This is a genomic window from Paenibacillus camelliae (assembly GCF_023715345.1).
In the GTDB taxonomy this organism is placed as follows: Bacteria; Bacillota; Bacilli; order Paenibacillales; family Paenibacillaceae; genus Pristimantibacillus; species Pristimantibacillus camelliae.
Window position 1 is genome coordinate 257,350 of the sequence record NZ_JAMBNY010000004.1, and the last position, 24,326, is coordinate 281,675.

Consider the following 24,326-nt stretch of genomic DNA (forward strand, 5'->3'; position numbering starts at 1 on the left):
TGAAACATTAAGCGATTAAGGTACAATATACTTTAGACTTTAGGATGGCAGGGGTAATTATTTTACATAGATAAGTGGTGAAACGGATGAATAGTAGCAAGTGGCAGTTGCCAATCGATTCGCTCGAAGAAACACAGCGATTAGCAGCATATATCGGCTCACAGAGCTGGCCTGGTCTTGTCATAGCGCTAGATGGAGATTTAGGTGCTGGTAAAACGACCTTTAGCAAAGCACTCGCTGCCGCTATCGGTGTGAAGGAGGTTGTAAGCAGTCCTACCTTTACAATTATTAAGGAGTATGAGGGGAATCTTCCATTTTACCACATGGATGTGTATCGCTTATCACTAGAGGAAGCGGATGAGCTGGGTCTTGATGATTATTTTTACGGTCATGGGGTTACGGTTGTCGAATGGGCCTCACTCATCGAGGAGCTCATGCCTGAACAATTTTTAGCGATACGTTTGGAGTATATCGACGAGCAGCAACGTATGGTTCATATGGAAGCATTCGGTGAACGTTACGAGCAATTGCTGCAATACATACAGGATTGGAGTTTAACTTGATGAATAAGCAATCGACCGTAATGGCGATAGATACTTCTACTGCTACAATGGCAGGTGCAGTATTAAGTGGCCAGCAGCTGCTAGCCCAAGTGCAAACGGAGGCAGAGCGTAACCACTCTATTCATATTATGACGAATATCGAAGCGATGCTTAAAGAAGGTGGGCTCAAGCTTACTGAGCTTGATGGCATAGTTACAGGGATCGGGCCAGGCTCCTACACCGGTGTGCGAATTGCAGTAACAGCTGCCAAAACGCTAGCCTGGACGACGGCAAAGCCCTTAATCGGTATATCTAGCTTAGCAGCACTTGCGATAAGTGGTGTAATGGCTGAGCCTAAGCGGGGATCTGCGCTAATTATTCCGATTATGGATGCAAGAAGAGGACAAGTGTATACGGCTGCCTTCTTGGTTGATGAGAAGGAGAATAGCAGCGGGCAAAGGCTGCATAAGGATCATATCGTGATGATGGAGCAGTGGTGCACGGATTGGTCGTTGAAGCTTGATGAATTGAAGTCTCAAGGCATTGAAACCGTACTGATTGTCGGTGATGTAGATAAGCATGAAGAAAGTATTGTGACCTTTCAAGCCTCTGCAGCGACGCACGGCATTCAAGTGGTGTCTAGCAGCCAACCAATGAATGGACGAGCACTAGCAGAGCTTGGCCGCGGCGAATGGTTGGCTGAAGAGCGTACGTTCATGAAGGAAGCACATGAGCTCGTACCAAATTACGCGCAGCTAACAGAGGCTGAAGTGAAACAAAACGCGAAGGAGCAGGGAGAGGGTAAGTAAAAGTGTTAGCTGAAGATTTTGTATTCCGTAGAATGACACTCGATGATCTCCCTGACATTATGAGCATAGAGCAGGATTCCTTTACAACACCGTGGACCGAGGAAGCTTTCATCAATGAATTGACTAACAATATGTTTGCTCAATACATGGTCATGGAATATCAGGGTAAAGTGATTGGTTACGGTGGGATGTGGATCATTGTTGATGAAGCCCATATAACGAACATCGCCATCCTAACACCTTATCGAGGACAGGGGCTTGGTAAGCGCCTTATGCACGAGCTGCAAAAGACAGCACGGTTTTTGGGAGCTGTTCGCATGACGCTAGAGGTTAGAGCAAGCAATGAGATTGCTCAGCGCTTGTACAGACGCTATGGCTTCGAGGCTGCTGGCATTAGGCCGGGCTATTATTCAGACAATCAAGAGGATGCGGTAATTATGTGGGCGGACTTGCCTCAAGGAAGGACGGGCACCAGTGATGAGTGAGGAACTAATATTAGCGATAGAAACAAGCTGTGACGAAACGAGTGCAGCCGTTATTCGCGGCGGGAAGCATATATGCTCGAACATCGTATCAAGCCAGATTGATATCCATGAGCGGTTTGGCGGTGTTGTGCCTGAGATTGCATCCCGTAAGCATGTCGAGACGATTACGAGAATTATTGAAGCAGCAATTAAAGAGTCAGGCTACGAAGCGAAGGATTTGTCAGCGATTGCTGTAACGGAAGGACCAGGTCTCGTAGGTGCGTTGCTCGTAGGCAATGTTGCAGCAAAGAGCTTAGCTTTGGCACTAGATATCCCGCTCATTGCGACGCACCATATTGCAGGCCATATCTATGCAAGCCGGCTAGAGCACACGATGGTTTTTCCGGCATTGGCACTCGTTGTTTCCGGTGGACATACCGAGCTTGTTTTACTGCCACAGGAGGGCGTATTCCATATTATTGGCAGAACAAGAGATGACGCTGTTGGCGAAGCCTATGACAAGGTGGCTAGAGCACTGAAGCTACCTTATCCTGGTGGCCCACACATCGATCGTCTGGCACAGCAAGCCGAGGAGGAAATTGTTCTTCCTCGAGCGTGGCTAGAGCAGGACAGCTACGATTTTAGCTTCAGCGGGCTGAAATCAGCTGTGCTCGCGGCTATTAATCAGCATCGGATGAAGGGATTAGTGTTAAATGAGTCGGCGCTTGCTAAAGGCTTTCAGCAATCGGTTATTGATGTGCTCGTAACGAAAGCGTTGCGTGCTGCAAAGCAGTATGAGGTGAAGCAGCTTATTTTATGCGGAGGAGTAGCTGCCAACCAGGGGCTTCGTACGGAGCTTGCTGCTGCTTGTCAGCAAGAAGGACTGCAGCTAATCGTTCCATCGCCAAAGCTTTGCACAGATAATGCTGCGATGATCGGAGCTGCGGCTGCTGTTAAGTATAAGCATGGAGAATTTGCTGGACTTGATATGAAGGCGGATCCTGGCCTCTCATTAGAAGCATGGTCGATCAGAATATAACCAATGAGACTGCTTTAGATGGTTAAGTCGTTTAGTACGATGAGACGCTCTAAAGCAGTTTTGCTTTTAGAAATTAAAGAACAATACTAACAGTTCGAAATGTTAGTGTGAATATAGTTATTCACATAAGAACAGAGTGTTGTGGATAATGGCAATAAAAGCTTGCTACAAAGGCATTGTTTTATTTATAATCGATTTAATGAAAGTGGATAGATTTTTCACGGAAAGACTGTTAAAACTGTGGATAATGTGGATAAATTTTGTGCATAACTTTGTGTATTCATCTATTTATGAAAAAACCTTTATTTTAAGGGGCATTTTATCTGCTTTAATGACAGAATTGACTAACAATTTATTCACTATTGTTAATAAGTCTGTTGATAACTAATATGTCTATTTGTTATGAAATACGATTTTCCGTAAAAACTTTTGAGGATATTAACTATTTATCGTATAAAATATTAACTGTATAATGGAATTATTCCTGTATAATCCTCTGAATCCTCAAATTTCCATGACATTCACAACCAATTGATGTTTAGTCTCTCAGTTCTTCATTACTTATGCTGCACTGAAATTTCCACCGAAGTAATCCTCTGTATCAACTCTACACAATCCTTCTATTCTTTATTCTTTTATATGATCTATCGTATCGAGATTAATCGCACTGTGAACATATTAATATAATGAGGCATTGTGAAAACGCTTTATTTCTTGCTGCTTAAATTTGATATTACTTGAAAAAGTCCGGATGTCACAAGCAGTTAATTATGAAAGGAGTGAGATGGTTGATTAGAAGTATTTTGGTCGTTGATGACCATCCGACAGTCGGCTACGGCACAAAGTCAATTTTAGAGCGAAGCTTTAATTGTCATGTCGCTTACGTTATGTCAGGTAAGCAAGCAATCGACGCATTTCAAGGTCAGCGCTTCGATATTGTTGTTTGCGATTATATGATGCCTGCTATGGATGGAATAACTCTCGCGAGAAAGCTTAAACTTATTCAGCCAGATATTAAAATCGCCATGTATTCTGGCTATGAGCTAGATACTCATTATAATGCGATGATGGAGGCTGGGGTACAAACGATCTTGACGAAGGATTGCAGTGTAGAGGATATTGAAACGGCTCTTAGTAATCTGATGAGAGGATATTCCTTCCTGCCGACACCATTGCTTAATAAGCTAAGACTTCCTGGTTTTCTAGCAGCCGTAAGAGATCAAGAGCTTCATGAAGAATTGAAGTTTGATAAAGAGGATATACAATTGCTGCAAGGCATTGTAGATGGCTATTCTAATCGAGAACTAGCGCAGCTCCATAATCGGAGCCAGAGGGCAGTAGAGTATCATATAACGAAGCTTTATAATAAAGTTAATGTACGCTCACGCATTCAACTGATGCGCTTCGCACTGATGCATCAACTTGTTGATGAATCGTCGTTCGATCAGAAGCAGAACGTAAGCGGTTAGCTAGCATGAATTACATAGGGATTCAGAATCATTTGACAGGGAGCAAGACGGTAAGAAAAAGCTAATAAGCGAATAAGAAGCAATATATACTAATTATCAAACATACTAAGTACCCAATACCATAAAATACAATAGCCGACCCTTCACTTATGCACCAGCACATGCTGCATAAGTGAAGGGTCGGCTATCTATTAAGCCTATACGTTCGTTCATGTATCGATTTAGCTCATTAGTTGTTCCCATTGCTCGTAGCAGGTATCAAGTTGTTTTTTACGAGCTGCAATCTCTTCTTGGATCTCTTGAATACGAATGTAATCATTAAAGATTTCGGGATCAGTCAGCTTCTCTTCCCACTGAGCAACACCTTCCTCTAGCTCAGCGATTTCTGCTTCAAGTGACTCCAGCTTGCGCTGTTTATTGCGCTCCGCACGTTTTTGTTGTTTTTCGACTTCATACGATTGTGCTGGAGCAGCTGTCGCTTCCTGCTGCTGGTTTTTCGCGCTCACTTGCGCTGCTTGAGCAGCTTCCTGTCGTGCTTCTTCCCATTCGAGCTTTTTCTCCAGCATATCGTCATAATTTCCCAGGAAATAGTTAGCGCCGTTCGGAGTTAGTTCGACAATGCGCTCCGCCATTTTATTAAGAAAGTATCGGTCATGTGAAATAAAGAGGACAGTACCCTCGTAATCGATCAGTGCTGCTTCTAATACTTCTTTACTGAATAAGTCCAGATGGTTCGTAGGCTCGTCGAGAATGAGCAGATTAGCTTGTGCAAGCATAAGCTTGGACAATGAGACTCGGGCTTTTTCCCCGCCGCTTAAGGAGGAAACACGCTTCAATACATCCTCTCCGCTAAACAGAAAGTTACCAAGTACAGTACGTATCCGCACCTCATCCATATGAGGATATGCGCCCCATACCTCCTCGAGCACCGTGTTACTCGGATTGAGAACATTATGCTCTTGGTCGTAGTAGCCAAGCTTAACATGAGAGCCGAAGGTAATATCGCCTGTCGTCGGCTGAAGCTGACCAACGATTGCTTTAAGAAGCGTAGATTTTCCGATCCCATTTGGACCAATTAGAGCAACCATTTCGCCACGCTGCAGCTGAATATCGACATCCGTGAATAATGGAGCAGTACTGCTAGGAAACTGAACGGACATATGACTTACCTTCAATACATCCTTGCCGCTCATTCGTTCAACCTCGAAGGAGAAGCTAGCGCGCTTGAGATCTCCCATTGGTCGATCGACGCGATTCATTTTGTCTAACGCTTTTCTGCGACTTTGTGCGCGCTTTGTCGTTGATGCTCGTACGATATTTTTCTGAATAAATTGCTCCATTCGAGCAATTTCATCCTGCTGCTTCTCATAATGCTTCATCGCAATTTCGTACTCCGCCGACTTTAGCTCCAAATATCGACTGTAATTGCCTGTATATTTTTTAGCTTGATGGCGCTCGATTTCAACCGTTGTCGTAGTCATGGCATCAAGGAAGTAACGGTCATGGGATACGACAAGAATCGCACCGGGATATGCGCGTAGATAGCCTTCAAGCCAAGTCAATGTTTCAATATCTAAATGGTTAGTTGGCTCATCGAGCATAAGCAGATCCGGAGCCTGCAGTAATATCTTAGCCAGTGCTAGTCTAGTTTTTTGTCCGCCACTTAGTGAAGCGATGGGGGTGTGATGATCGAAATCACCAAAGCCCATGCCGTGAAGGACACTGTTGATTTTAGTGTTGATCTCGAAGCCGCCGTTCTGCTTAAACCAATCCGAACGATTAGCATAGCGGTCTAGAATGTCTTGATATTTCTTTTCATCATTGTGCAAGCTTGGATCGGCAATTTTAAGCTCTAGTTCACGTAATTCTTGCTCAGTCTGAATGAGATCTGAGAATACGAGCAGCATTTCTTCGATTATGGTGCGATCAGATTGCAGACCGCTGTTCTGTGCCAAGTAACCAAGTTTAGTTTCCTTCGCTTTATGAATGTCACCGCTGTCATAGCTTATTTCTCCAGCGATGATTTTGAGCAATGTCGATTTGCCTGCACCATTCACACCTACGAGGCCTATTTTATCTCGCTCTAATATTTGTAGATTAATATTGGAAAGTATCGGATCAATTCCGAAGCTTTTTGTTAGATTGGATACTTGAAGAAGCATTCTTAACCTCCATCAAAATGTAGTGGTGCATGATCGTGTGTAGCTACTATATAGTGTATCATAAGCACGTGTTTGAATGGCGAAACTAGCAAAACAATGGTACACTATTATCAATTCCTATGAACGAGGGTGGAAGCCATTGAATGAGATAACGCAAGAGAAAAAAATGCTTAGACAGAAGCTATCGGCTGTGCGCAATCAACTGTCGCCAAGTGTTGGCATGGAGCAGTCTGAGCAGGCCTGTCAACATCTGATCGAGCTAACCCAAGCGCTTCACATTCGTTCTGTGCTCGTCTATATTCCTTTTCGCAGTGAGCTTAATACATGGCCATATGTTGAATGGTGCTGGCAGCACCATATTCATGTCCTTGCTCCTCTCTGTGATGTAGCAACACATACAATGATTCTTTACCCATTATACAATAAAGATCAACTTCGTAGTGGAGCTTATGGAATTATGGAGCCGGATAACTTAAAGCTTAACCCTACTAATGAAATTCCAGAGGCCGTTATCGTGCCTGGACTTGCCTTTAATAGTAAAGGGCAGCGACTAGGCTATGGCGGTGGATATTATGATAGGCTGTATGAGCGGTTTGGCGATCATACGACATGGATCGGCATTGCCCATGAACAGCAGCTTGTCGAAGAAATACCTGTAGATCATTATGATATTATTTTGAACTTTGTCGTCTCGAATAAAGGAATTGAGACGTTTTCATAGAATGAAAGGAAGTAGAAAACAATGGCATTTACTCATTTTAATGAAGAAGGTAGAGCAAGAATTGTTGATATCTCGGAAAAGGATGTGACGAAGCGACAAGCAACGGCAACATCAATGGTGAAGATGAACCGAGATACATTGCAGCAGATTAAGGCTGGCAGCATCAGCAAGGGGGATGTCCTTGCCGTGGCTCAAGTTGCTGGAATTATGGCGGCAAAGCGAACGTCGGAGCTTATCCCGATGTGTCATCCACTAAGCTTAACAGGCGTCGACATTTCATTCACAGATAATGGAGAGGACGAGCTGTATATAGCTGCAACCGTAAGAACGACAGGAAAAACAGGAGTAGAGATGGAGGCATTAACTGCTGTTTCTGCGACTGCACTAACGATATATGATATGTGCAAGGCATTGCAAAAGGATATGGTCATTGGCCCAACTGCATTACTTGAGAAAACGGGCGGAGTACATGGGGATTATCGTCGTGAACAATAAACAGATAGAGTGAACGGAGGATATGGGAGATGCAATGGAAGGTAGCGATACTAACTGCTAGCGATAAAGGAGCACGCGGTGAACGTGAGGATGTGAGTGCACAGGTTATTCGTGAACTGGTAGAGGATGAGCTGGGTGGTCTAATCGTGGACTACCGAGTGGTGCCAGATGAGCAGGATGAGATCATGGCTGCTTTAATTGAGATGACGGAATATTATGAAGCGAACCTAGTCATTACAACGGGTGGTACGGGATTGTCTGCAAGAGATGTAACTCCTGAGGCGACGCTTAAGGTCATTGACCGCCAAGTTCCAGGCATTGCTGAAGCGATGCGTATGGGTGCATTAAGCAAAACAAGAAGAGCAATGCTGTCACGTGGCGTGTGTGGCATTCGTGGTAATACATTAATTATTAATTTGCCGGGTAGTCCTAAGGGCGTATCTGAAAGCTTGCTGGCGATTATGGATCAGTTGCCGCATGCACTGACGATTTTGTCGGGAATAGAATTAGAGCATTAAAGGAGCACGACAGCGATGACTGAGCATCAGCAAGAACAAGCTACATCTATTGATCAAAATGTAGAACCGCATGTATCAAAGGCGACAACACTAAAGGAAGTATCCATTTATGATGCGATTGGTTTAAGACTCGCTCATGACCTAACGCAAATTATTCCTGGACAGTTTAAAGGAAGATTATTTAAAAAGGGTCATCTCATTACAGAGGAAGATATTCCGAAGCTGCTTGATATCGGTAAGGAGCATATCTATGTCATGGAGCTTGGTGATGAGGATTTGCATGAGGATGATGCGGCCAAACGTATGGCCAAAGCATTAATGGATGAACAGCTGCTGCTGAATGACCCGCATGAAGGAAAGGTTAGCGTAAAGGCTCCGGTCATAGGCGTTGCCAAAATTGCAAAAGAGATTGTTGATGAGGTTAACCGTATCGGCGAGATTGCTTTGGCAACGATACGAAACAACCAAGCCGTAGCCGCTCATGGCCAGCTTGCTGCAACGAGAGCTATCCCGCTTGTTGTCGCCAAGGAAAAGGTAGAGCGAGTTGAACAGCTTGCTCAGCAATATCGAGAAGCCAATGGATCTGCTCCTATATCCGTTATTCCTCTGCCAAGTAAGCGAATAGGCTTGCTTACTACAGGTAGTGAAGTGTATAATGGCAGAATTAAGGATAAATTTGGTCCTGCTGTTAAAGCTAAGCTAGAAGAGCTTGGTTCGACTGTGGCCGAGCAGCGGTTTGCGCCGGATGATCGTGATGTCATCGTAAGAGAAATCCGATCACTTGTAGACAGCGGCTATGATATGATTGCGGTTACAGGTGGAATGTCAGTAGACCCTGATGATCGAACACCAGGAGCGATTGCTGCCGCAGGTGCTGAGATCATTAGCTATGGAACGCCAATGCTTCCTGGCTCGATGCTATTAGTAGGATATATAGAAGGAATTCCGATTGTAGGATTACCAGGCTGCGTGATGCATGATCCTTATACTTCGTTTGATGTGCTGCTGCCAAGACTACTACTTGGGGAGCGCATCGAGAAAGAGGACATCGTGGCGTTGGGTTATGGCGGCTTACTCGGCTGCTAAATGAACTTCTAAGATATAAGGAGGTAGGTTTATATGAGCGGAATTGGCGTAGGTGGAGTTATTTTATTAGTACTTATTGCGTTGTTGCTATTTGGTCCGAACAAGCTTCCTGAGCTAGGCCGAGCAGTTGGCAGAACGCTGAAAGAATTCAAAGCTGGAGCGAACGAGATGATCGACTCCAACGATAAGAAAAAAGAAGAGGCTGCACCCATCGAGGCTCAAGCGGTTCAACAAGCAGATCGTACAAACAAGCGGTTACCAGATTAAGCTGGCCCGCTTTTTTCTTGCATTCACATCATGAAGGAAAAAGAGAGGTGTCCTGCAAATGAGCTTGGAAAGTCAAGCAAAGCGTCTCGGCTCTGTGACGGGCAAGCTAGTCTCTGAGGAAGGACTCATGTCTCTCGTTGAGCATTTAACAGAGCTTCGTAGACGACTCATCTATGTGTTAATCGTGCTAGTTCTGGCTCTAGTCGGTGGATTGGTTATAGCTAAGCCTACTTATCAGTTTCTGCTCAATCAAAAGCCGGCAAGCGGTAAGCTAGTTTTACATACCTTTTCTTTTTGGGATGGAATCGGTATTTATATGCAGATCGCCTTCGTACTGGCGTTTGTCATAACGATTCCTTTTATTGTGTTTCAGCTATGGCTGTTCGTAAAGCCTGCACTGCACCCGCACGAGCAGCGATCAACCTTGAAGTATGTGCCCTTTGCGCTTATGATGGCGCTGCTGGGACTAGCCTTCGCGTACTTCGTCGTTTTTCCACTTGCGTTCAACTTTACGCGCTCCGTTTCTCAGAGTCTAGGCTTAGAGGAAACGTTCGGTGTAGTGCAGTACTTTGAATTTATGTTTGGAATCATTATTCCGATTACATTGTTATTCGAACTGCCTTTGCTCATTATGTTTCTAACTGCGATTAGAATTGTTAATCCAATAAGACTGAAGAAAATGCGTCGACTTGCGTATTTTATTATGTCGGTGATTGGTGTCATGATTACGCCTCCGGACTTCATCTCGGATATTCTAGTTATCATCCCGTTAATCGTCTTATATGAAATTAGTGTGTGGATGTCGAACTCCGTATATAAAAAGCAGTTAGTTAAGGATGCGGAGTGGAAAACACAGGCCGAGACGTCAGAGTAGAAAAACGAATAGCTAGGTAACGTTAATGCCCTGCGTGCTGTAGGGCATTTTTTCTGTTGCCAAAATGTTAGGCATGTGATGAGCTTGTAACTTCTAACCTTTAAGTTCAATGTAGTCTAAAGCACAGACCGTGGAATGCTAATAGGCGTGAAGCGAAGTGAGAATTCCAAAAAAAGTTGGTACTTACGGCTTGTTAAGCTTTTTTGCTATGAAATACTACATAATCATAAAAACAAAATTAATATAGTTTCACCAATGTTAAGTAATTGACAATAGTATGTGTCGTACAGTATAGTAAAAACAAGGAGATGATGGTATGGATTCTACCGAAGAACTGATTAACTCATTAATGGTGGAACTGAAGCGTGGAACGTTAGTTTTGCTCGTACTCAGCCAGCTTCATCAACCAGAATACGGATATTCCTTAATTCAAAAATTAGAAGAAAAAAACGCTCCTATTGAAGCTGGAACTCTATATCCACTCCTTCGAAGATTGGAAAAACAGCAATTGCTGAAAAGTGAATGGGATACGACTGAAAGCCGTCCGCGTAAGTTCTACATGTTAAGTGAGCAGGGCAAGGAAGTATACGCTAAGCTAAAAAGCGAATGGCAGACCTTATCTCAGCAGCTAGCAGCCATTTTAATGGAGGAGAATGTTTAATGGAGCTTATTGATCGTTATGTTTATGCTGTAACAGAGCAGCTACCGGAAGATATGAAGGAAGATGTCAGGAAAGAGCTACGTGGAAATATTGAAGATATGCTTCCCGATGACTACACGGAGGAAGACGTTAAGGCTGTGCTAGAGGAACTTGGTAACCCGTGGAAAATCGCAGAGGAGTATCAACCGAAGAAACGTTATTTAATCGGCCCAGCACTATACAGTAAATATTTTACGGTGTTAAAGTTAGTAGCAGGTATTGTAATGACAGTAGTTGCAGCCGTTACGATTATGGGCTGGGTGTTTACGCCTTTGACTGAGGGGGATGGTCCAAGTAGCTATGCTGAGATGTTTAGTGAGCTAATATGGGTGACTGTACAAGGCGGACTGCAAGCCGCTTTATGGGTAACGTTTGCATTCGTTGCCATTGAGCGAGAATGGTTTGGGATAACTGGGAAAATTGAAGGAGTTTCGATGACAGATGACCCATGGTCTGTGAGCGATCTACCTACAATTCCTGTACAGTCGAAAAAAATTCCTCGAACAGGTACGATTTTCTCAATCATTTTTACGATGCTTGTTACTGCTGTTGTATATTTTCAGCCTGAGCTAATCGGAGTGTTTATTAGAGATAGCGAAGGCTTCACGATCTATTCTCTTCTTGAAACTGACCGTTTGCAAGCTTACTTGCCATTCATTTTGCTTTTGGCACTCTTTCAAATGATACTTTTTGTATGGAAGTATATTGTACAGTATTGGAATCTTCGCCTATGGGCAGTTCATACAATTGCGAGTGTATTGATTAGTATTTTGCTAATCGTAATGGCTAATGATACAGCGTTGATCAGCGATGCCTTTTTCAATAATAAGCTGTTTTTCGAAGTATCTCTTTCTACTGTAGTAAATCAACGGGATATCATTGTACGTGTATTTGCGGCTATAGTTGTTGTTATTACAGTATGGGATGCAATTGATGCATTTCTTAAAACTAGAAAAAAAGCAGCTTAAACAGCGATGGAACTGAAGCCGATTTTATAAAAATCCGGCTTCAGTTTTTTATATAGAAATAAGACTTTCAACACATAATAGCTCCGAGTAAATAAAAAGGAGCGATATCATTCATGAAGGCCGTTACGTATCAAGGAATTAAAGATGTTCAAGTGAAAGAGGTTGAGGACCCGAAAATAGAAAAGCAGGACGATATTATTGTTCGACTTACGAGTACAGCAATCTGTGGCTCGGACTTGCATCTTGTGCATGGCATGATTCCGAATTTGCCTAAAAACTATGTCATTGGACATGAACCAATCGGGATCGTCGAAGAGGTGGGCCGCGATGTTGTTAAGCTGAAAAAAGGGGATCGCGTCGTCATTCCGTTTAATGTGTCCTGTGGGCAATGCTTCTACTGCCAAAATCACCTGGAAAGTCAGTGCGATAATTCGAATCCAGAAGGTGAAGCAGGAGGCTTTCTTGGCTATTCCCCAACATTCGGGAATTATGTAGGGGCACAGGCCGAGCTGCTGCGCGTGCCATTTGCGAATTTCAGCTCCTTCAAGGTACCGGAGGATAATGAAATGAGTGATGAGCAGCTGCTGTTTCTGTCAGATATATTGCCAACAGCGTATTGGGGGGTGGACAATGCAGGAGTTAAGGAGGGAGACACAGTCGTTATTCTCGGCTGCGGTCCCGTCGGCCTGCTCGCTCAAAAGATCGCTTGGCTGAAAGGAGCAAAGCGTGTAATTGCTGTCGATTATATCAATTACCGCTTGGAGCATGCGAAGAGAACGAATCAGGTGGAAACCTACAACTTTGAGGACGAAGAAAACATCGGCAGCTTTATTAAAGAAATAACAAAGGGCGGTGCGGATGCTGTCATTGATTGTGTTGGGATGGATGGTAAAAAGACTGTGGTGGAGATGGTTGAAACCGCATTAAAGCTTCAAGGGGGATCAATGGGTGCTATTCAAATCGCTTCGCAAGCTGTAAGAAAGGGCGGTACAGTTCAGCTTGTCGGCGTATATGGCACACGCTACAATATGTTCCCACTAGGTGATTTCTTCGCAAGAAATGTAACTCTTAAAATGGGACAGGCTCCGGTTATCCATTACATGCCTGCCTTATATCAAATGATAAAGGAAAATAAGCTAGATCCAACCGATATTATTACGCACAGGCTCCCATTAGCTGATGCGCAGCATGCCTATGAAATTTTTGATGAAAAGAAAGATAATTGCATAAAGGTTATACTTAAACCATAGCAAAACTTCAATATTGAACATCATTCAGGCAGCTGCTACACGGGAGTGGATACGATACTCCTAGAGCGAAGCTGCTTGAAGCATTTTAAAGAGTAGCTAAGTATATTGAGGTGCAGATTAAGCAGCAATATATGTCGAATTGTTGAAAGTTGGCGATGGAATGGGCGAAAACATGCAAATGATGGTTGACGGTTTAATTTACCATCATGTATCCTTTTATGTGGAATGACTGTAATATCAGTAAAGCTTTACTAATGTTCGTGTAGGACATTTATTTTTTTAGTAATAAGTGAGAATGATAATCAATTGGAGGTGCATATGAACAGTCTAACCAATAGAACATCACGAATGATGATCGCGCTTCTTTTTCTAATCGGAATTGTGCTTTTACATGCACCGCAAAGCTTTGCAGCAGGAGAATTAGCGGATGGAGAATACACCATTGATTTCGAAATCTTAAAGGGTGATCCTAAGGATGATTCGACGTCTCTAGCGAACGGGTACTGGAATAAGCCAGCGACGCTCATTATTAAAAACAGCAAGATTTCCGTGCGAACTGTCATTAATAAGGACGCTTGGGTCACTGAGTTTTCGACTAAACAAGGATCAAGCTTTACCGAAACGAAGGTTATCTCGCGTAATACAGATAAGGATACACGTCTGGTGGAATTTAAGATTAGCAGCTTGAGTGAGGATCTCGTAGCTACCATGAGCGTCGATATTCCAAGTCAAAATTACTATCATTCCTATGAAACACGTTTTCGTTTTTATCCAGATACGATTACAACAGTTAAATTAGACGAGCCTACTGCAACAGAAGCTCCAGCCTCAAGTGCAAACGATTCGTCGAAGATAACGAAGGAAGAGAAAGCTACAGCGGGAAGTACGTCCGCTGATGATCGCGCTAGCAGCTCTCAATCCTCTAAGCAGGATGCTGCCGCAACGAAAAAGCCTACTAGCGGATCTACCGCAGCGTCTGATGGTGGCAGCACTACAGCTAACAGCAATACAAGCAAATCTAGCAGCAATGATGCGGCTGAAAGCAAAAGCAATAGCAGCAGTGCTGGGAAAGAGGCAACGACTAGTGTAGAAAGCGGTAACATTGGCGGTGGTAGCAGCGGTAGTAGTAGTGCTGCAAATGATAGCAGCGCAATAACAAGCTCCAGCGATACAGTGAGCAAAGATAGCTCAGCCAAGAATGATGCAAGCGCGCCAGAGACGGAAACTACATCTGAGGTCGTGAACGCAGGCGATACGCTGCTTTCAGAGGAAGCGGTACAGCCGATACAGAGTGGTGCATCACAATTGGTGGAGGAATCAGCTTCTGCAGAGGACGTTTCCCAATTGCTCGCTTCTAGTGATGTGGACGTAGAGAATACGTCAGCTGCAGTACTCCATTCCGAAGAGGATCAACAAGGTGGTAAAGTAACCATCGCAATTATCATTATTATTGGTGTGCTTTTTGTTGTTGGATCTATTATATGGATCGTCAGAAATCGTAAGAAATCGTAAGCGTAACAACCATTAACTTAATCAATGATTATGGAGGATGCTAAAATGAATAACAAATTTGTAAAAACAATAACATCTCTTACTGTTGCTGCACTTCTTGTAGGTACAGCACCTGCCTATGTACTAGCGGAGGAAGCTGCGACAGTAACAGCTATTGAGCAGCAGCAAGCTGAGAAAAGCATCGTACATTTTATTAATGCTTCAAAGCCATCTTCACTATCATCAATGATCGCTTATATTGCGAACCCGAACGTATATGAGAAGGATGGCGTTACATATTTACGTATCGATGTACAACAAGTGTATGACGTAAAGATAACAGTAGAAGGTAAGGAAGGCGTAAAAGCAGCACAATATGATACGACAGTAATTGACCGCAGCGGTAAAGAGCAGCAGGTGACTTATTTTACACTTGATTATGCATTAAGCGATGCATCCAAAGCAATTGAGGCAGAGGCATCCTACTTCGTACCAAGCTTTTTCACAGAGCCACAGTCGCACGATATCTACATAATGATCAATAATGATGTAGAAGCTGCTTTGAAGGAACTAGCTGTTCTACTGCCGCAAGCGCAAGCAGTCGCTGAGCCATCCAAAGGTTTAGCAGCAGCAATTGCGAAAGCAGAAGCTGCGAACAGCTACTTAACGGAGAAGGCGGAGCTTGAGAAAGCAGTTGAACAATTACGTACAGCTTTTGCTGAAGAGCCGATCGCAACTCCTGTTCATTATGTGAACGAGTCTGATCCAAGCAAGCTGTCTGTTATGGGCAATTATTTAGATAACGCTAAAACGTATAAAAAGGACGGCGCAGCATATCTACGTGTAGATGTTCAGCAAAGCTATGATGTTAAAGTGCTTGTAGAAGGTAAGGAAGGTACGAAGGTTGCAGAGTATGAGACAACGATTAATGGCCGTACAGGTCCTCAGCAGGTAACGTACTTTACCTTCGATTACGCATTGTCTAATATTAATGAGGTGCTTGAAGCATCCGCTTCCTACTTTGTGCCAGGTGTATTTGAGGAGCCACAATCACATGATATTAAGCTTGTCATCGGTGAGGACGTAGAGGCTAGCAAGGCAAAGCTGTTGAAGGCAATTGCAGCAGCAGAAACCGTTGCTGAGCCATCCGAGTCACTGAAGGCAGCAATCGCAGAAGCTAACAGCAATAATAGCTATCTTCGTTCTAATGCTGAGCTGGCAGCAGCAGCAAAAGCGCTAATCGAGCAAACAAAAGCAGAGCTTAGCTTCACGGATTTGTCTAGCCACTGGGCTAAAAATGCAATCACTAATGCAGTAGCTACAGGTATTGCTAGTGGCTATCCAGATGGAAGCTTCAAGCCTGATCAATATATTACACGAGCTGAGTTTACAAAACTGCTTGTTGAAGGACTTGAGCTAGCAGCATCTGCACAAGCATTAGACTTTACTGACGCAGAATCGATTCCACAGTGGGCGCAATCCTTTGTTCAAGCTGCAGTAAGTGCAGAAGTTATTACAGGCTATCAAGACGGCAGCTTCCGCAGCGACGGTCACCTTACGCGTGCTGAGATGGCTGTAATGATTACGAAGGCGCTTGATCTAGAGCTAGAGGCAGCTGAGGCGTTGACCTTTAACGACGCTGACAGCATTCCTAGCTATGCGAAGGAGCGTGTTGCAACGGCAGTGAAGCACGGACTTATCCAAGGCCTATCGCAAGAACGTTTCGGAGCAAATGAAAAAGCAACTCGTGCACAGGCGGTTTCGATTATTCTACGAGCTGCAGAACAGCAATAAATCATCAATATTCGATAGATCCACAACGTACAGAGGACCTCGGTTTCGAGTGTCCTCGCATGTTTTTTAGGAGGATTGGATAATGGTCAGACAGAGAATTACCTTTGCAAGCAGCTTGCTGCTCATACTACTGCTGCTTGCTGGCTGTGGCAGCAATGGAACGAGTAGCTCATCTGCTCAGCCAAGCAACAATAACGGTGCAAGCTCTACGAATCAATCCGTTACAGCAAGCACTGAGCAGGGGCTTGATGAAGAGCAAGCAGAAGCACCTCAGCACCGGATCGTTTCAACGACGGTAGCAATTACGGAAGTGTTAGATGCGCTGGAGCTGGATGTAGTAGGTGTACCAACGACGGTTAAAGAGCTGCCCGAGCGTTACGAGGAGGCTGTTGAGGTTGGAAATCCGATGAGCCCTGATATGGAGCTTGTAAAAAGCTTAAAGCCAACACATGTGTTGTCGGTAACGACATTAGAATATGATCTAGAAAAGTTGTTTGAGCGGGTAAATATTGACGCCAGCTATCTCGATTTTACGAGTCTGGATGCGATGAAGGAAGAAATTAGAAAGCTTGGCGAGATGTTCGATCGTCAGTCGCAGGCAGAAGCGCTAATTGCAAGCTATGATGAGAAAATCTCAAATATTAAAGCTGAGGTAGATGGACAGCCAGCTCCAACGGTTTTAATATTGATGGGGATTCCAGGCAGCTACTTAGTGGCAACAGAGAACTCCTATATCGGAGATCTTGTTAAGCAGCTTGGCGGAAACAACATTGTGACGGATTCTACGGTTGAATTTGTCGCATCGAATACAGAATATTTGCATCAAGGTAATCCTGACGTCATACTTCGTGCGGCGCATGGCATGCCGGATGAAGTTATTGAGATGTTTGATGAGGAATTTCGATCCAATGATATATGGAAGCATTTTAATGCAGTAAAAAACGGTCGTGTTTATGATTTGCCAGAGGATTTCTTTGGCACAACAGGTAATTTGGCCGCAGATGAAGCGCTAGACATTATGGCTGACTTCCTATATCCCGACCGGAAGGGGTAGGTCATAATAACGATGAGAAAAACGATGACCTATATCGCTGCCATCGTGCTATTAATCGGTGTTACCTTGTACGCGATCAGAACGGGCAGCATCAAGGTGGGCTTGGCCGAGCTTATCTCTGGCTTGCTCTTTGGCGGTAACGATAATGTAGATGTGATCCGTGATCTTAGATTTCCGCGTATCATAGTTGCGATAATGAGCGGTGCTGCACTTGCGGTATCTGGTGTGCTGCTACAGTCGGTTATGCGCAATCCGCTTGCGGATGCTGGGGTCATAGGCATCTCAGCGGGAGCGGGCTTTGTTAGTGTGTTGACGGTCATGATATGGCCAATGCTATTTTTTTGGATGCCATTATTTTCGGTTATCGGTGGTTTAATTGCGTGCTTCCTTGTCTATACCTTCTCATGGCGTTCTGGATTACAGCCGCTGCGCCTAATATTGGTTGGTGTTGCGATTAATGCATTGTTTACCGGGTTGAATCAGCTCCTCGGTTTTCGCGGGGGGATCGCAATGAGCACGGCGAATCAAGCGTCCAGCTCTATGTTTGCGCTGAAAACATGGGATGATGTAAAGGTGATCGTCCTATACGGTGTAATCGGACTGATTGCTGCATTTGCACTAAGCACATGGTGTAATTTGCTTGCACTTCAGGATCGAACAGCTGGCAATCTTGGACTGAATGTGATGCGTGCTCGTGTGATCGTTTCCTTTGTAGCGGTGCTGCTTGCTTCCGTAGCAACAGCAATCGGGGGACTTATCGCCTTTGTAGGCTTGCTTGTGCCGCATATTTCTAGGCAGCTTATTGGCACCGATCATCGATTGCTTATTCCATTCTCGGCAATTATGGGCGGATTACTTATCCTTATCGCAGATACAGTTGGTAGGACATTGCTTACGCAAACCGAAATTCCGGCCTCTGTCATTATGACGATAATCGGCGGCCCATTCTTAATCTTTATGCTGATGAGGAGTGATCGTGTACATGGAAATTAAGGAGCTTAGCTTTGCTTATAAGCATCGTGCACCGATCATCAACGGTATAACGACCGAATTTCAAAAAGGGAAGATTACGACGATCATCGGTCCTAATGGCAGTGGGAAATCAACTTTGCTCGGTCTCATGGCGCGCAACTACATACCCCAGGCAGGAAAAATTATTGTCGAGGGTCGCCAGCTGCAACAGCTGAAGGCGAAGGAGCTTGCTAAGCTGCTCGCCGTCGTCCACCAGCAGAATGAAGCACCTTACGACTTAACGGTAGAACGACTTGTCGCTTATGGACGACTGCCATACCGTCATATGTTCTCTCAAGAAACGGAAGAGGATCGCGAGGCGATCGATTGGGCATTAGAAGTAACGAAGCTTGCTAAGCTGCGTCGTCAGCGACTCCATGAGCTGTCGGGCGGACAGAAGCAGCGTGCCTGGATCGCTATGGCATTGGCTCAGAAAACGTCGGTGCTGTTTCTTGATGAACCGACAACGTATCTAGATATCTTTTATCAGATTGAGCTGCTTGAACTCGTGAAGGAATTAAATGAGACATATGGATTAACGATTGTAATGGTGCTGCACGATGTTAATCAGGCTGTACGCTATAGTGATGAGATAAAAGTAGTTAAAGATGGCTCTATCATAGCTGAGGGTGCACCAGAGGACGTTATGACCGTCGAATTAATGAAGCAAGTGTACGATGTGAAAGCGATTATCCGAAGAGATGAAGAAACAGGAATGTATATTGTGCCTATCGCTGTAAAAGCATAGGCATTTTTTTTGTATAAATACTTGAAATCAACCATTAAAATAGGTAAAATATGAATTGTTAGCACTAAGCACTATCGAGTGCTAACAATTCGGAGAACTATTCATATAAGGAGGCTTTTATCAAATGATTAAACCTTTAGGTGAACGTGTATTGGTTGAACCAATCGCACAAGAAGTGACAACAGCTAGTGGTATCGTGCTGCCAGATACAGCAAAGGAAAAACCACAAGAGGGTAAGGTTGTAGCTGTAGGTAGCGGAGTGTTAAAAGACGGCGCTCGAGTTGCATTGGAAGTGAAACCAGGCGACCGCGTTTTGTTCTCTAAATATGCTGGTACAGAAATCAAATATGATGGCAAAGAATATTTGATCATGAAGGAAAGCGACATCCACGCGATCTTTGAATAGGATCGACGTTCACACATATACATGCATATGAATTGAAAAATACTTAATTGGAGGGAACTAAATAATGGCTAAAGATATTAAATTTAGTGAAGATGCTCGTCGCGCGATGCTGCGCGGTGTAGATCAGCTTGCAGATGCTGTTAAAGTTACACTAGGACCAAAAGGACGTAACGTCGTTCTTGAGAAAAAATTCGGTAGCCCGCTAATTACTAATGACGGTGTATCCATTGCGAAGGAAATTGAGCTTGAGGATGCATTCGAAAACATGGGTGCGCAGCTTGTTAAAGAAGTTGCTACAAAAACTAACGATATCGCTGGTGACGGTACAACAACAGCTACGGTTCTAGCTCAAGCAATGATTCGCGAAGGCTTGAAAAACGTAACGGCTGGTGCTAACCCAATGGTTATCCGTAAAGGAATCGACAAAGCGGTTAAAGCTGCAGTTGTTGAGCTTAGCAATATTTCTAAAAAGGTTGAATCCAACCAAGATATCGCACAAGTTGGTGCTATTTCCTCTGCTGATGAAGAAGTAGGTCAATTGATTGCTGAAGCGATGCAAAAAGTAGGCAACGACGGCGTAATTACAGTAGAAGAGTCTAAAGGCTTCGTTACTGAGTTAGAAGTTGTTGAAGGTATGCAATTCGACCGTGGTTACATCTCTCCATACATGGTTACAGATACAGATAAAATGGAAGCTGTCCTAGACAATCCATATATCTTGATCACTGATAAAAAAATTACGAACATTCAAGAAATCCTTCCAGTGCTTGAGAAAGTTGTTCAATCTGGTAAACAACTTCTTATTATCGCTGAGGATGTTGAAGGTGAAGCTCAAGCAACTCTAGTTGTGAACAAGCTTCGCGGTACGTTCACTTGCGTAGCGGTTAAAGCTCCTGGCTTTGGTGACCGCCGTAAAGCGATGCTTCAAGATATCGCAGCTCTAACTGGTGGTCAAGTGATTACAGAAGAGCTAGGTCTTGACTTGAAATCTACAGATGTAGATTCTCTAGGTTCTGCTCGTCAAGTTCGTATTACGAAAGAAAACACGATTGTCGTTGATGGTGCTGGTAACAAGGATGACATCCAAGCACGCGTGAACCAAATCCGTGTTCAATTGGAAGAAACAACTTCCGAATTCGATAAAGAGAAGCTTCAAGAGCGCCTAGCTAAGCTTGCTGGCGGTGTAGCGGTAATCAAAGTTGGTGCGGCTACTGAAACAGAATTGAAAGAGCGCAAGCTTCGCATCGAGGACGCATTGAACGCTACTCGTGCAGCAGTAGAAGAAGGTATCGTTTCTGGTGGTGGTACTGCACTTGTGAACGTATATAGTGCTGTAGCTGCTGTAGATGCAGAAGGCGACGAAAAAACTGGTGTTAACATCGTACTTCGTGCGCTTGAAGAGCCAGTTCGTACCATTGCAGCTAACGCTGGTCAAGAAGGCTCTGTTATCGTTGAGCGCTTGAAAAATGAAAAAGTAGGTATTGGCTACAACGCTGCTACTGGCGAGTGGGTAAACATGTTCGATGCGGGTATCGTTGACCCTGCTAAAGTAACTCGTTCTGCACTTCAAAACGCAGCATCTGTTGCAGCTATGTTCTTAACGACAGAAGCTGTAGTTGCTGACAAGCCAGAACCAAAAGCTCCTGCTATGCCTGACATGGGCGGCATGGGCGGAATGGGCGGCATGATGTAACCAACTCATCATTGACGTAAGTCGATGATGCTGGACCACTTATTGTGGGAGAGTTGGATGCCGATGGAGCTGAGATACGCTCCATGCGGTAGGACTGACAAGGCTTTCGGGCTTTGACGGTGTCTGACATCAACCCTTGAATCATCCAAAAACTATGTTCTCACTTTTCACTTTGTGAAGTAGTGTGATTCACAATTAGTATGTATAGAAACTACCACTTCTCATGATTTCAAAAATCTTAGAGAGGTGGTAGTTTTTTGTTTAGAAAAAGTTATTTATTGAACTATATAAAAAAGCTTCTAAAATCCAATGGACAGTAGAAGCTTCTTATTAATATGCACTTGTTTAGTATAAATCATATTCTAAATACTAACTAATTCTAGTTTTTCTTGATTTAATAATTCGTTGATATTTCATTTTGAGGGTACAGAATCATAATTTACTCGGGCATAACTTTTTAATACCGCTTCAAAGATTATTTTTGCTCCTGTGGGTGGAACGGCCATGCCGATTTGTTGACGCACGTTTTCCTTAGAACCACTAAACTCAAAATTATCAGGAAAACTTTGTAAGCTTGCTTTTTATCTGTTTGTAAGTGCTCTAGGTTCCTTCCAGTGATACATATGAGTACCTCCTCCTCCGCTTCCTGTAACATGTCGTTTTATAATGGAAGAAAAATTCACTCCAGCATTGGTGATCGTTCACCACTTGAATTCTATGAACGTAGTAAACAAGAAAACATTAAGATTAAAGAAATTCGTGTATAGTGAAATATTGAGATTAATTGACTAAGAGTGAGTATGTGTCCAATTTTGAGGGGTTAATCCGTTACAATTATTATTTTTATTATTTATTTACATTTTTTTATTTATTGGTATGATTTATTTATGACTGATATATCTATCATGTGCTTAGGATATACTTATTTCTTTATAGTAGTTCCTAGCTTACTTGAGTAAGGATAGGAGGATAATCTACATAGCGTTAATAGAAAAGATAGTAGCATATTGATATGACAGATGGTCTTATAGAAGTATTATATTATGTTTCATTCAAATCAATGGAGGCTCAGAATAATTGAGAACGAAAAAGTATTTGTATTTGATATTAGCAGTTGTAATGGTGTTATCTGTATTTATAATGAACTCTAGTCATGTAAAAGCTGAAACTGTAGAGTATATGTGGAATGCGAAGTACGATCCATATCAATTATACGAAGTGTATAATACAAATGACGAATATGAACAACAACTAATGTTTGAAGTAAGTTATGGAATTAGTGATCGTGCAGCTTTACAATTTACAATTAATGATACAAAACCAATCAGTAGTGCTGTTTTGAAATTTTTAGGTGGAGAAAGTTGTGGGACTATTAATCCAAACGCCAAATTCAAGATAGGATTAATAGAAGATGATTTATCAAATATTACTATATCGAGTTTACAAAATCTTACTGAGTTAGTTCCAAGGGATTACTATCAACATGTAAAAGGTGCCAATGTTGAACCAGGTATTGATAAATACTCTATAGATGTTTCAGCTCTTGTAAATCAAGCTAATATTGTATTAGATCAAGCGAATAAAATCTCATTTTATATACAAGTAGAAGATGTATCCGTTTTATTGCTTGAAGACTTTAAGCTAGAGGTTGAGTTCGGATCGCCGACACCAACGCCGACGCCGACGCCGACACCAACGCCGACGCCGACACCAACACCAACGCCGACACCAACGCCGACGCCGACACCAACGCCGACACCAACGCCGACGCCGACACCAACGCCGACACCAACACCAACGCCGACACCAACGCCGACGCCGACACCAACGCCGACACCAACGCCGACGCCGACACCAACGCCGACGCCGACACCGACACCGACACCGACACCGACACCGACACCGACACCGACACCGACACCAACACCAACACCAACACCAACACCAACGCCGACACCGACACCAACGAATCAAGCACTTGTGTTGACGAGTCACAGCTTTAAGGCTAGAGTTTCAGATGGGGAGCTCTACACAGAAAAATCGGACACCGTTCAAGTAAATGATAAAAACAAACCTCCTATACTAGCTTCTATAGGGGATAAAACGGTTGATGAACTTACAGAGTTACAGATTGTATTAAGTGCTACGGATACGGATATACCTGTACAGTCTTTGATCTGTTCCATTCAAAATGCTCCTGAAGGTTCCACCTTTTCAAATGGTGTTTTTCAGTGGACACCATCAGAATCTCAAGGACCGGGGTCATTTGTGGTAACATTTGAAGTTTCAGATGGATTAGTTAAAACTATTGAGGAAATTACGATTGAAGTAAATGAAGTAAATGTTGCCCCAGTGTTAAATACAATTGGAGCTAAGACCGTAAATGAAGGAGAAGCATTAACATTTACAGCAAGTGCGACGGATGCAGATTTACCAGCAAATACGTTGACATATCGTCTGAAGGATGCACCAGCAGATGCAACAATCGGAGAAACAGACGGTGTATTCAGTTGGACACCGGGTGAATTGGATGGTCCAGACACGATCAAATTTACGGTGATCGTTAGTGATGGAGAGCTAGAAGATGAGGAAGAGATCGAAGTCACGATCAACAAGGTAAATGTTGCCCCAGTGTTACATACAATTGGAGCTAAGACCGTAAATGAAGGAGAAGCATTAACATTTACAGCAAGTGCGACGGATGCAGATTTACCAGCAAATACGTTGACATATCGTCTGAAGGATGCACCAGCAGATGCAACAAT

Annotated in this window: 23 protein-coding genes and 1 pseudogene; 22 read left to right on the forward strand and 2 right to left on the reverse strand. The window is 43.5% G+C overall.

The features are described 5' to 3' along the window. Positions 1 to 86 precede the first annotated feature (86 nt). From tsaE to M3180_RS10755, 5 genes are all read left to right on the forward strand, one after another. Positions 87 to 563, forward strand: coding sequence for a tRNA (adenosine(37)-N6)-threonylcarbamoyltransferase complex ATPase subunit type 1 TsaE (tsaE, locus tag M3180_RS10735; RefSeq protein WP_251667446.1), 477 nt, complete (start codon positions 87 to 89; stop codon positions 561 to 563). Then, a complete protein-coding gene (gene tsaB / locus M3180_RS10740) occupies positions 563 to 1,351 on the forward strand; it encodes a tRNA (adenosine(37)-N6)-threonylcarbamoyltransferase complex dimerization subunit type 1 TsaB (protein ID WP_251667447.1) in 789 nt (262 codons plus the stop codon). The genes tsaE and tsaB overlap by 1 nt, the downstream gene beginning before the upstream one ends. Positions 1,352 to 1,383: 32 nt before the next feature. After that, a complete protein-coding gene (gene rimI, locus M3180_RS10745) occupies positions 1,384 to 1,836 on the forward strand; it encodes a ribosomal protein S18-alanine N-acetyltransferase (RefSeq protein ID WP_251667484.1) in 453 nt (150 codons plus the stop codon). Further along, positions 1,829 to 2,854, forward strand: a complete 1,026-nt coding sequence (gene tsaD / locus M3180_RS10750; RefSeq protein ID WP_251667448.1) for a tRNA (adenosine(37)-N6)-threonylcarbamoyltransferase complex transferase subunit TsaD — start codon at positions 1,829 to 1,831, stop codon at positions 2,852 to 2,854. The genes rimI and tsaD overlap by 8 nt, the downstream gene beginning before the upstream one ends. 788 nt (positions 2,855 to 3,642) lie before the next feature. Then, the gene (locus M3180_RS10755; RefSeq protein WP_251667449.1) at positions 3,643 to 4,323 is read left to right on the forward strand and encodes a response regulator transcription factor; all 681 of its coding nucleotides are present in this window, start codon (positions 3,643 to 3,645) and stop codon (positions 4,321 to 4,323) included. Between the two features lie 221 nt (positions 4,324 to 4,544). On the opposite strand, the gene M3180_RS10760 is transcribed toward M3180_RS10755, so the two are convergent. Then, positions 4,545 to 6,485: an ABC-F family ATP-binding cassette domain-containing protein gene (locus tag M3180_RS10760; protein ID WP_251667450.1), complete on the reverse strand. Its 1,941-nt coding sequence runs from the start codon at positions 6,483 to 6,485 to the stop codon at positions 4,545 to 4,547. Between the two features lie 139 nt (positions 6,486 to 6,624). Here M3180_RS10760 and M3180_RS10765 point away from each other — a divergent pair, with 139 nt between their 5' ends. The 16 genes from M3180_RS10765 to groL all read left to right on the forward strand — a co-directional run bounded on the left by M3180_RS10765 (position 6,625) and on the right by groL (position 21,561). Next, complete coding sequence (locus M3180_RS10765; RefSeq protein ID WP_251667451.1) at positions 6,625 to 7,206, forward strand: 5-formyltetrahydrofolate cyclo-ligase; 582 nt, start codon at positions 6,625 to 6,627, stop codon at positions 7,204 to 7,206. Positions 7,207 to 7,227: 21 nt separating this feature from the next. Further along, entirely contained in the window at positions 7,228 to 7,701 is a 474-nt protein-coding gene (gene moaC, locus M3180_RS10770) for a cyclic pyranopterin monophosphate synthase MoaC (protein WP_251667452.1), read from the forward strand. Positions 7,702 to 7,730: 29 nt separating this feature from the next. Then, positions 7,731 to 8,219: a MogA/MoaB family molybdenum cofactor biosynthesis protein gene (locus tag M3180_RS10775; RefSeq protein WP_251667453.1), complete on the forward strand. Its 489-nt coding sequence runs from the start codon at positions 7,731 to 7,733 to the stop codon at positions 8,217 to 8,219. Between the two features lie 15 nt (positions 8,220 to 8,234). Further along, positions 8,235 to 9,305 (forward strand): molybdopterin-binding protein, encoded by a 1,071-nt coding sequence (locus M3180_RS10780; RefSeq protein WP_251667454.1) that lies wholly within the window; start codon positions 8,235 to 8,237, stop codon positions 9,303 to 9,305. A 33-nt stretch (positions 9,306 to 9,338) separates the two neighbouring features. Further along, the gene (gene tatA, locus M3180_RS10785) at positions 9,339 to 9,572 is read left to right on the forward strand and encodes a twin-arginine translocase TatA/TatE family subunit (RefSeq protein ID WP_251667455.1); all 234 of its coding nucleotides are present in this window, start codon (positions 9,339 to 9,341) and stop codon (positions 9,570 to 9,572) included. A 58-nt stretch (positions 9,573 to 9,630) separates the two neighbouring features. Continuing rightward, positions 9,631 to 10,446, forward strand: coding sequence for a twin-arginine translocase subunit TatC (gene tatC, locus M3180_RS10790; protein ID WP_251667456.1), 816 nt, complete (start codon positions 9,631 to 9,633; stop codon positions 10,444 to 10,446). Positions 10,447 to 10,762: 316 nt separating this feature from the next. Further along, on the forward strand, positions 10,763 to 11,107 hold the full coding sequence (locus M3180_RS10795) for a PadR family transcriptional regulator (RefSeq protein ID WP_251667457.1): 345 nt from the start codon (positions 10,763 to 10,765) through the stop codon (positions 11,105 to 11,107). Next, complete coding sequence (locus tag M3180_RS10800) at positions 11,107 to 12,114, forward strand: HAAS signaling domain-containing protein (RefSeq protein WP_251667458.1); 1,008 nt, start codon at positions 11,107 to 11,109, stop codon at positions 12,112 to 12,114. Before M3180_RS10795 ends, M3180_RS10800 begins: the two co-directional genes overlap by 1 nt. Before the next feature lie 113 nt (positions 12,115 to 12,227). Beyond that, positions 12,228 to 13,364 carry a zinc-dependent alcohol dehydrogenase gene (locus tag M3180_RS10805; RefSeq protein WP_251667459.1) on the forward strand — a complete coding sequence of 379 codons (1,137 nt, stop codon included), beginning with the start codon at positions 12,228 to 12,230 and terminating at the stop codon, positions 13,362 to 13,364. Positions 13,365 to 13,682: 318 nt separating this feature from the next. Further along, positions 13,683 to 14,876, forward strand: coding sequence for an NEAT domain-containing protein (locus M3180_RS10810; RefSeq protein ID WP_251667460.1), 1,194 nt, complete (start codon positions 13,683 to 13,685; stop codon positions 14,874 to 14,876). Positions 14,877 to 14,921: 45 nt separating this feature from the next. Beyond that, complete coding sequence (locus M3180_RS10815) at positions 14,922 to 16,649, forward strand: S-layer homology domain-containing protein (RefSeq protein ID WP_251667461.1); 1,728 nt, start codon at positions 14,922 to 14,924, stop codon at positions 16,647 to 16,649. Between the two features lie 82 nt (positions 16,650 to 16,731). After that, on the forward strand, positions 16,732 to 17,703 hold the full coding sequence (gene isdE / locus M3180_RS10820; RefSeq protein ID WP_251667462.1) for a heme ABC transporter substrate-binding protein IsdE: 972 nt from the start codon (positions 16,732 to 16,734) through the stop codon (positions 17,701 to 17,703). Between the two features lie 12 nt (positions 17,704 to 17,715). Further along, positions 17,716 to 18,696 (forward strand): FecCD family ABC transporter permease, encoded by a 981-nt coding sequence (locus M3180_RS10825; RefSeq protein WP_251667463.1) that lies wholly within the window; start codon positions 17,716 to 17,718, stop codon positions 18,694 to 18,696. Then, positions 18,686 to 19,462, forward strand: a complete 777-nt coding sequence (locus M3180_RS10830) for an ABC transporter ATP-binding protein (protein WP_251667464.1) — start codon at positions 18,686 to 18,688, stop codon at positions 19,460 to 19,462. The genes M3180_RS10825 and M3180_RS10830 overlap by 11 nt, the downstream gene beginning before the upstream one ends. 124 nt (positions 19,463 to 19,586) lie before the next feature. Further along, complete coding sequence (gene groES, locus M3180_RS10835; protein ID WP_251667465.1) at positions 19,587 to 19,868, forward strand: co-chaperone GroES; 282 nt, start codon at positions 19,587 to 19,589, stop codon at positions 19,866 to 19,868. Between the two features lie 64 nt (positions 19,869 to 19,932). After that, positions 19,933 to 21,561, forward strand: a complete 1,629-nt coding sequence (gene groL / locus M3180_RS10840; protein ID WP_251667466.1) for a chaperonin GroEL — start codon at positions 19,933 to 19,935, stop codon at positions 21,559 to 21,561. 413 nt (positions 21,562 to 21,974) lie between these two features. On the opposite strand, the pseudogene M3180_RS10845 reads toward groL, so the two are convergent. Continuing rightward, a pseudogene (locus M3180_RS10845) lies at positions 21,975 to 22,214 on the reverse strand (DNA cytosine methyltransferase); the annotation flags it as partial. A 424-nt stretch (positions 22,215 to 22,638) separates the two neighbouring features. On the opposite strand from M3180_RS10845, the gene M3180_RS10850 reads away from it, so the two are divergent. Further along, positions 22,639 to 24,326 (forward strand): cadherin-like domain-containing protein (locus M3180_RS10850; protein ID WP_251667467.1); only part of this gene is annotated, 1,688 nt, incomplete at its 3' end.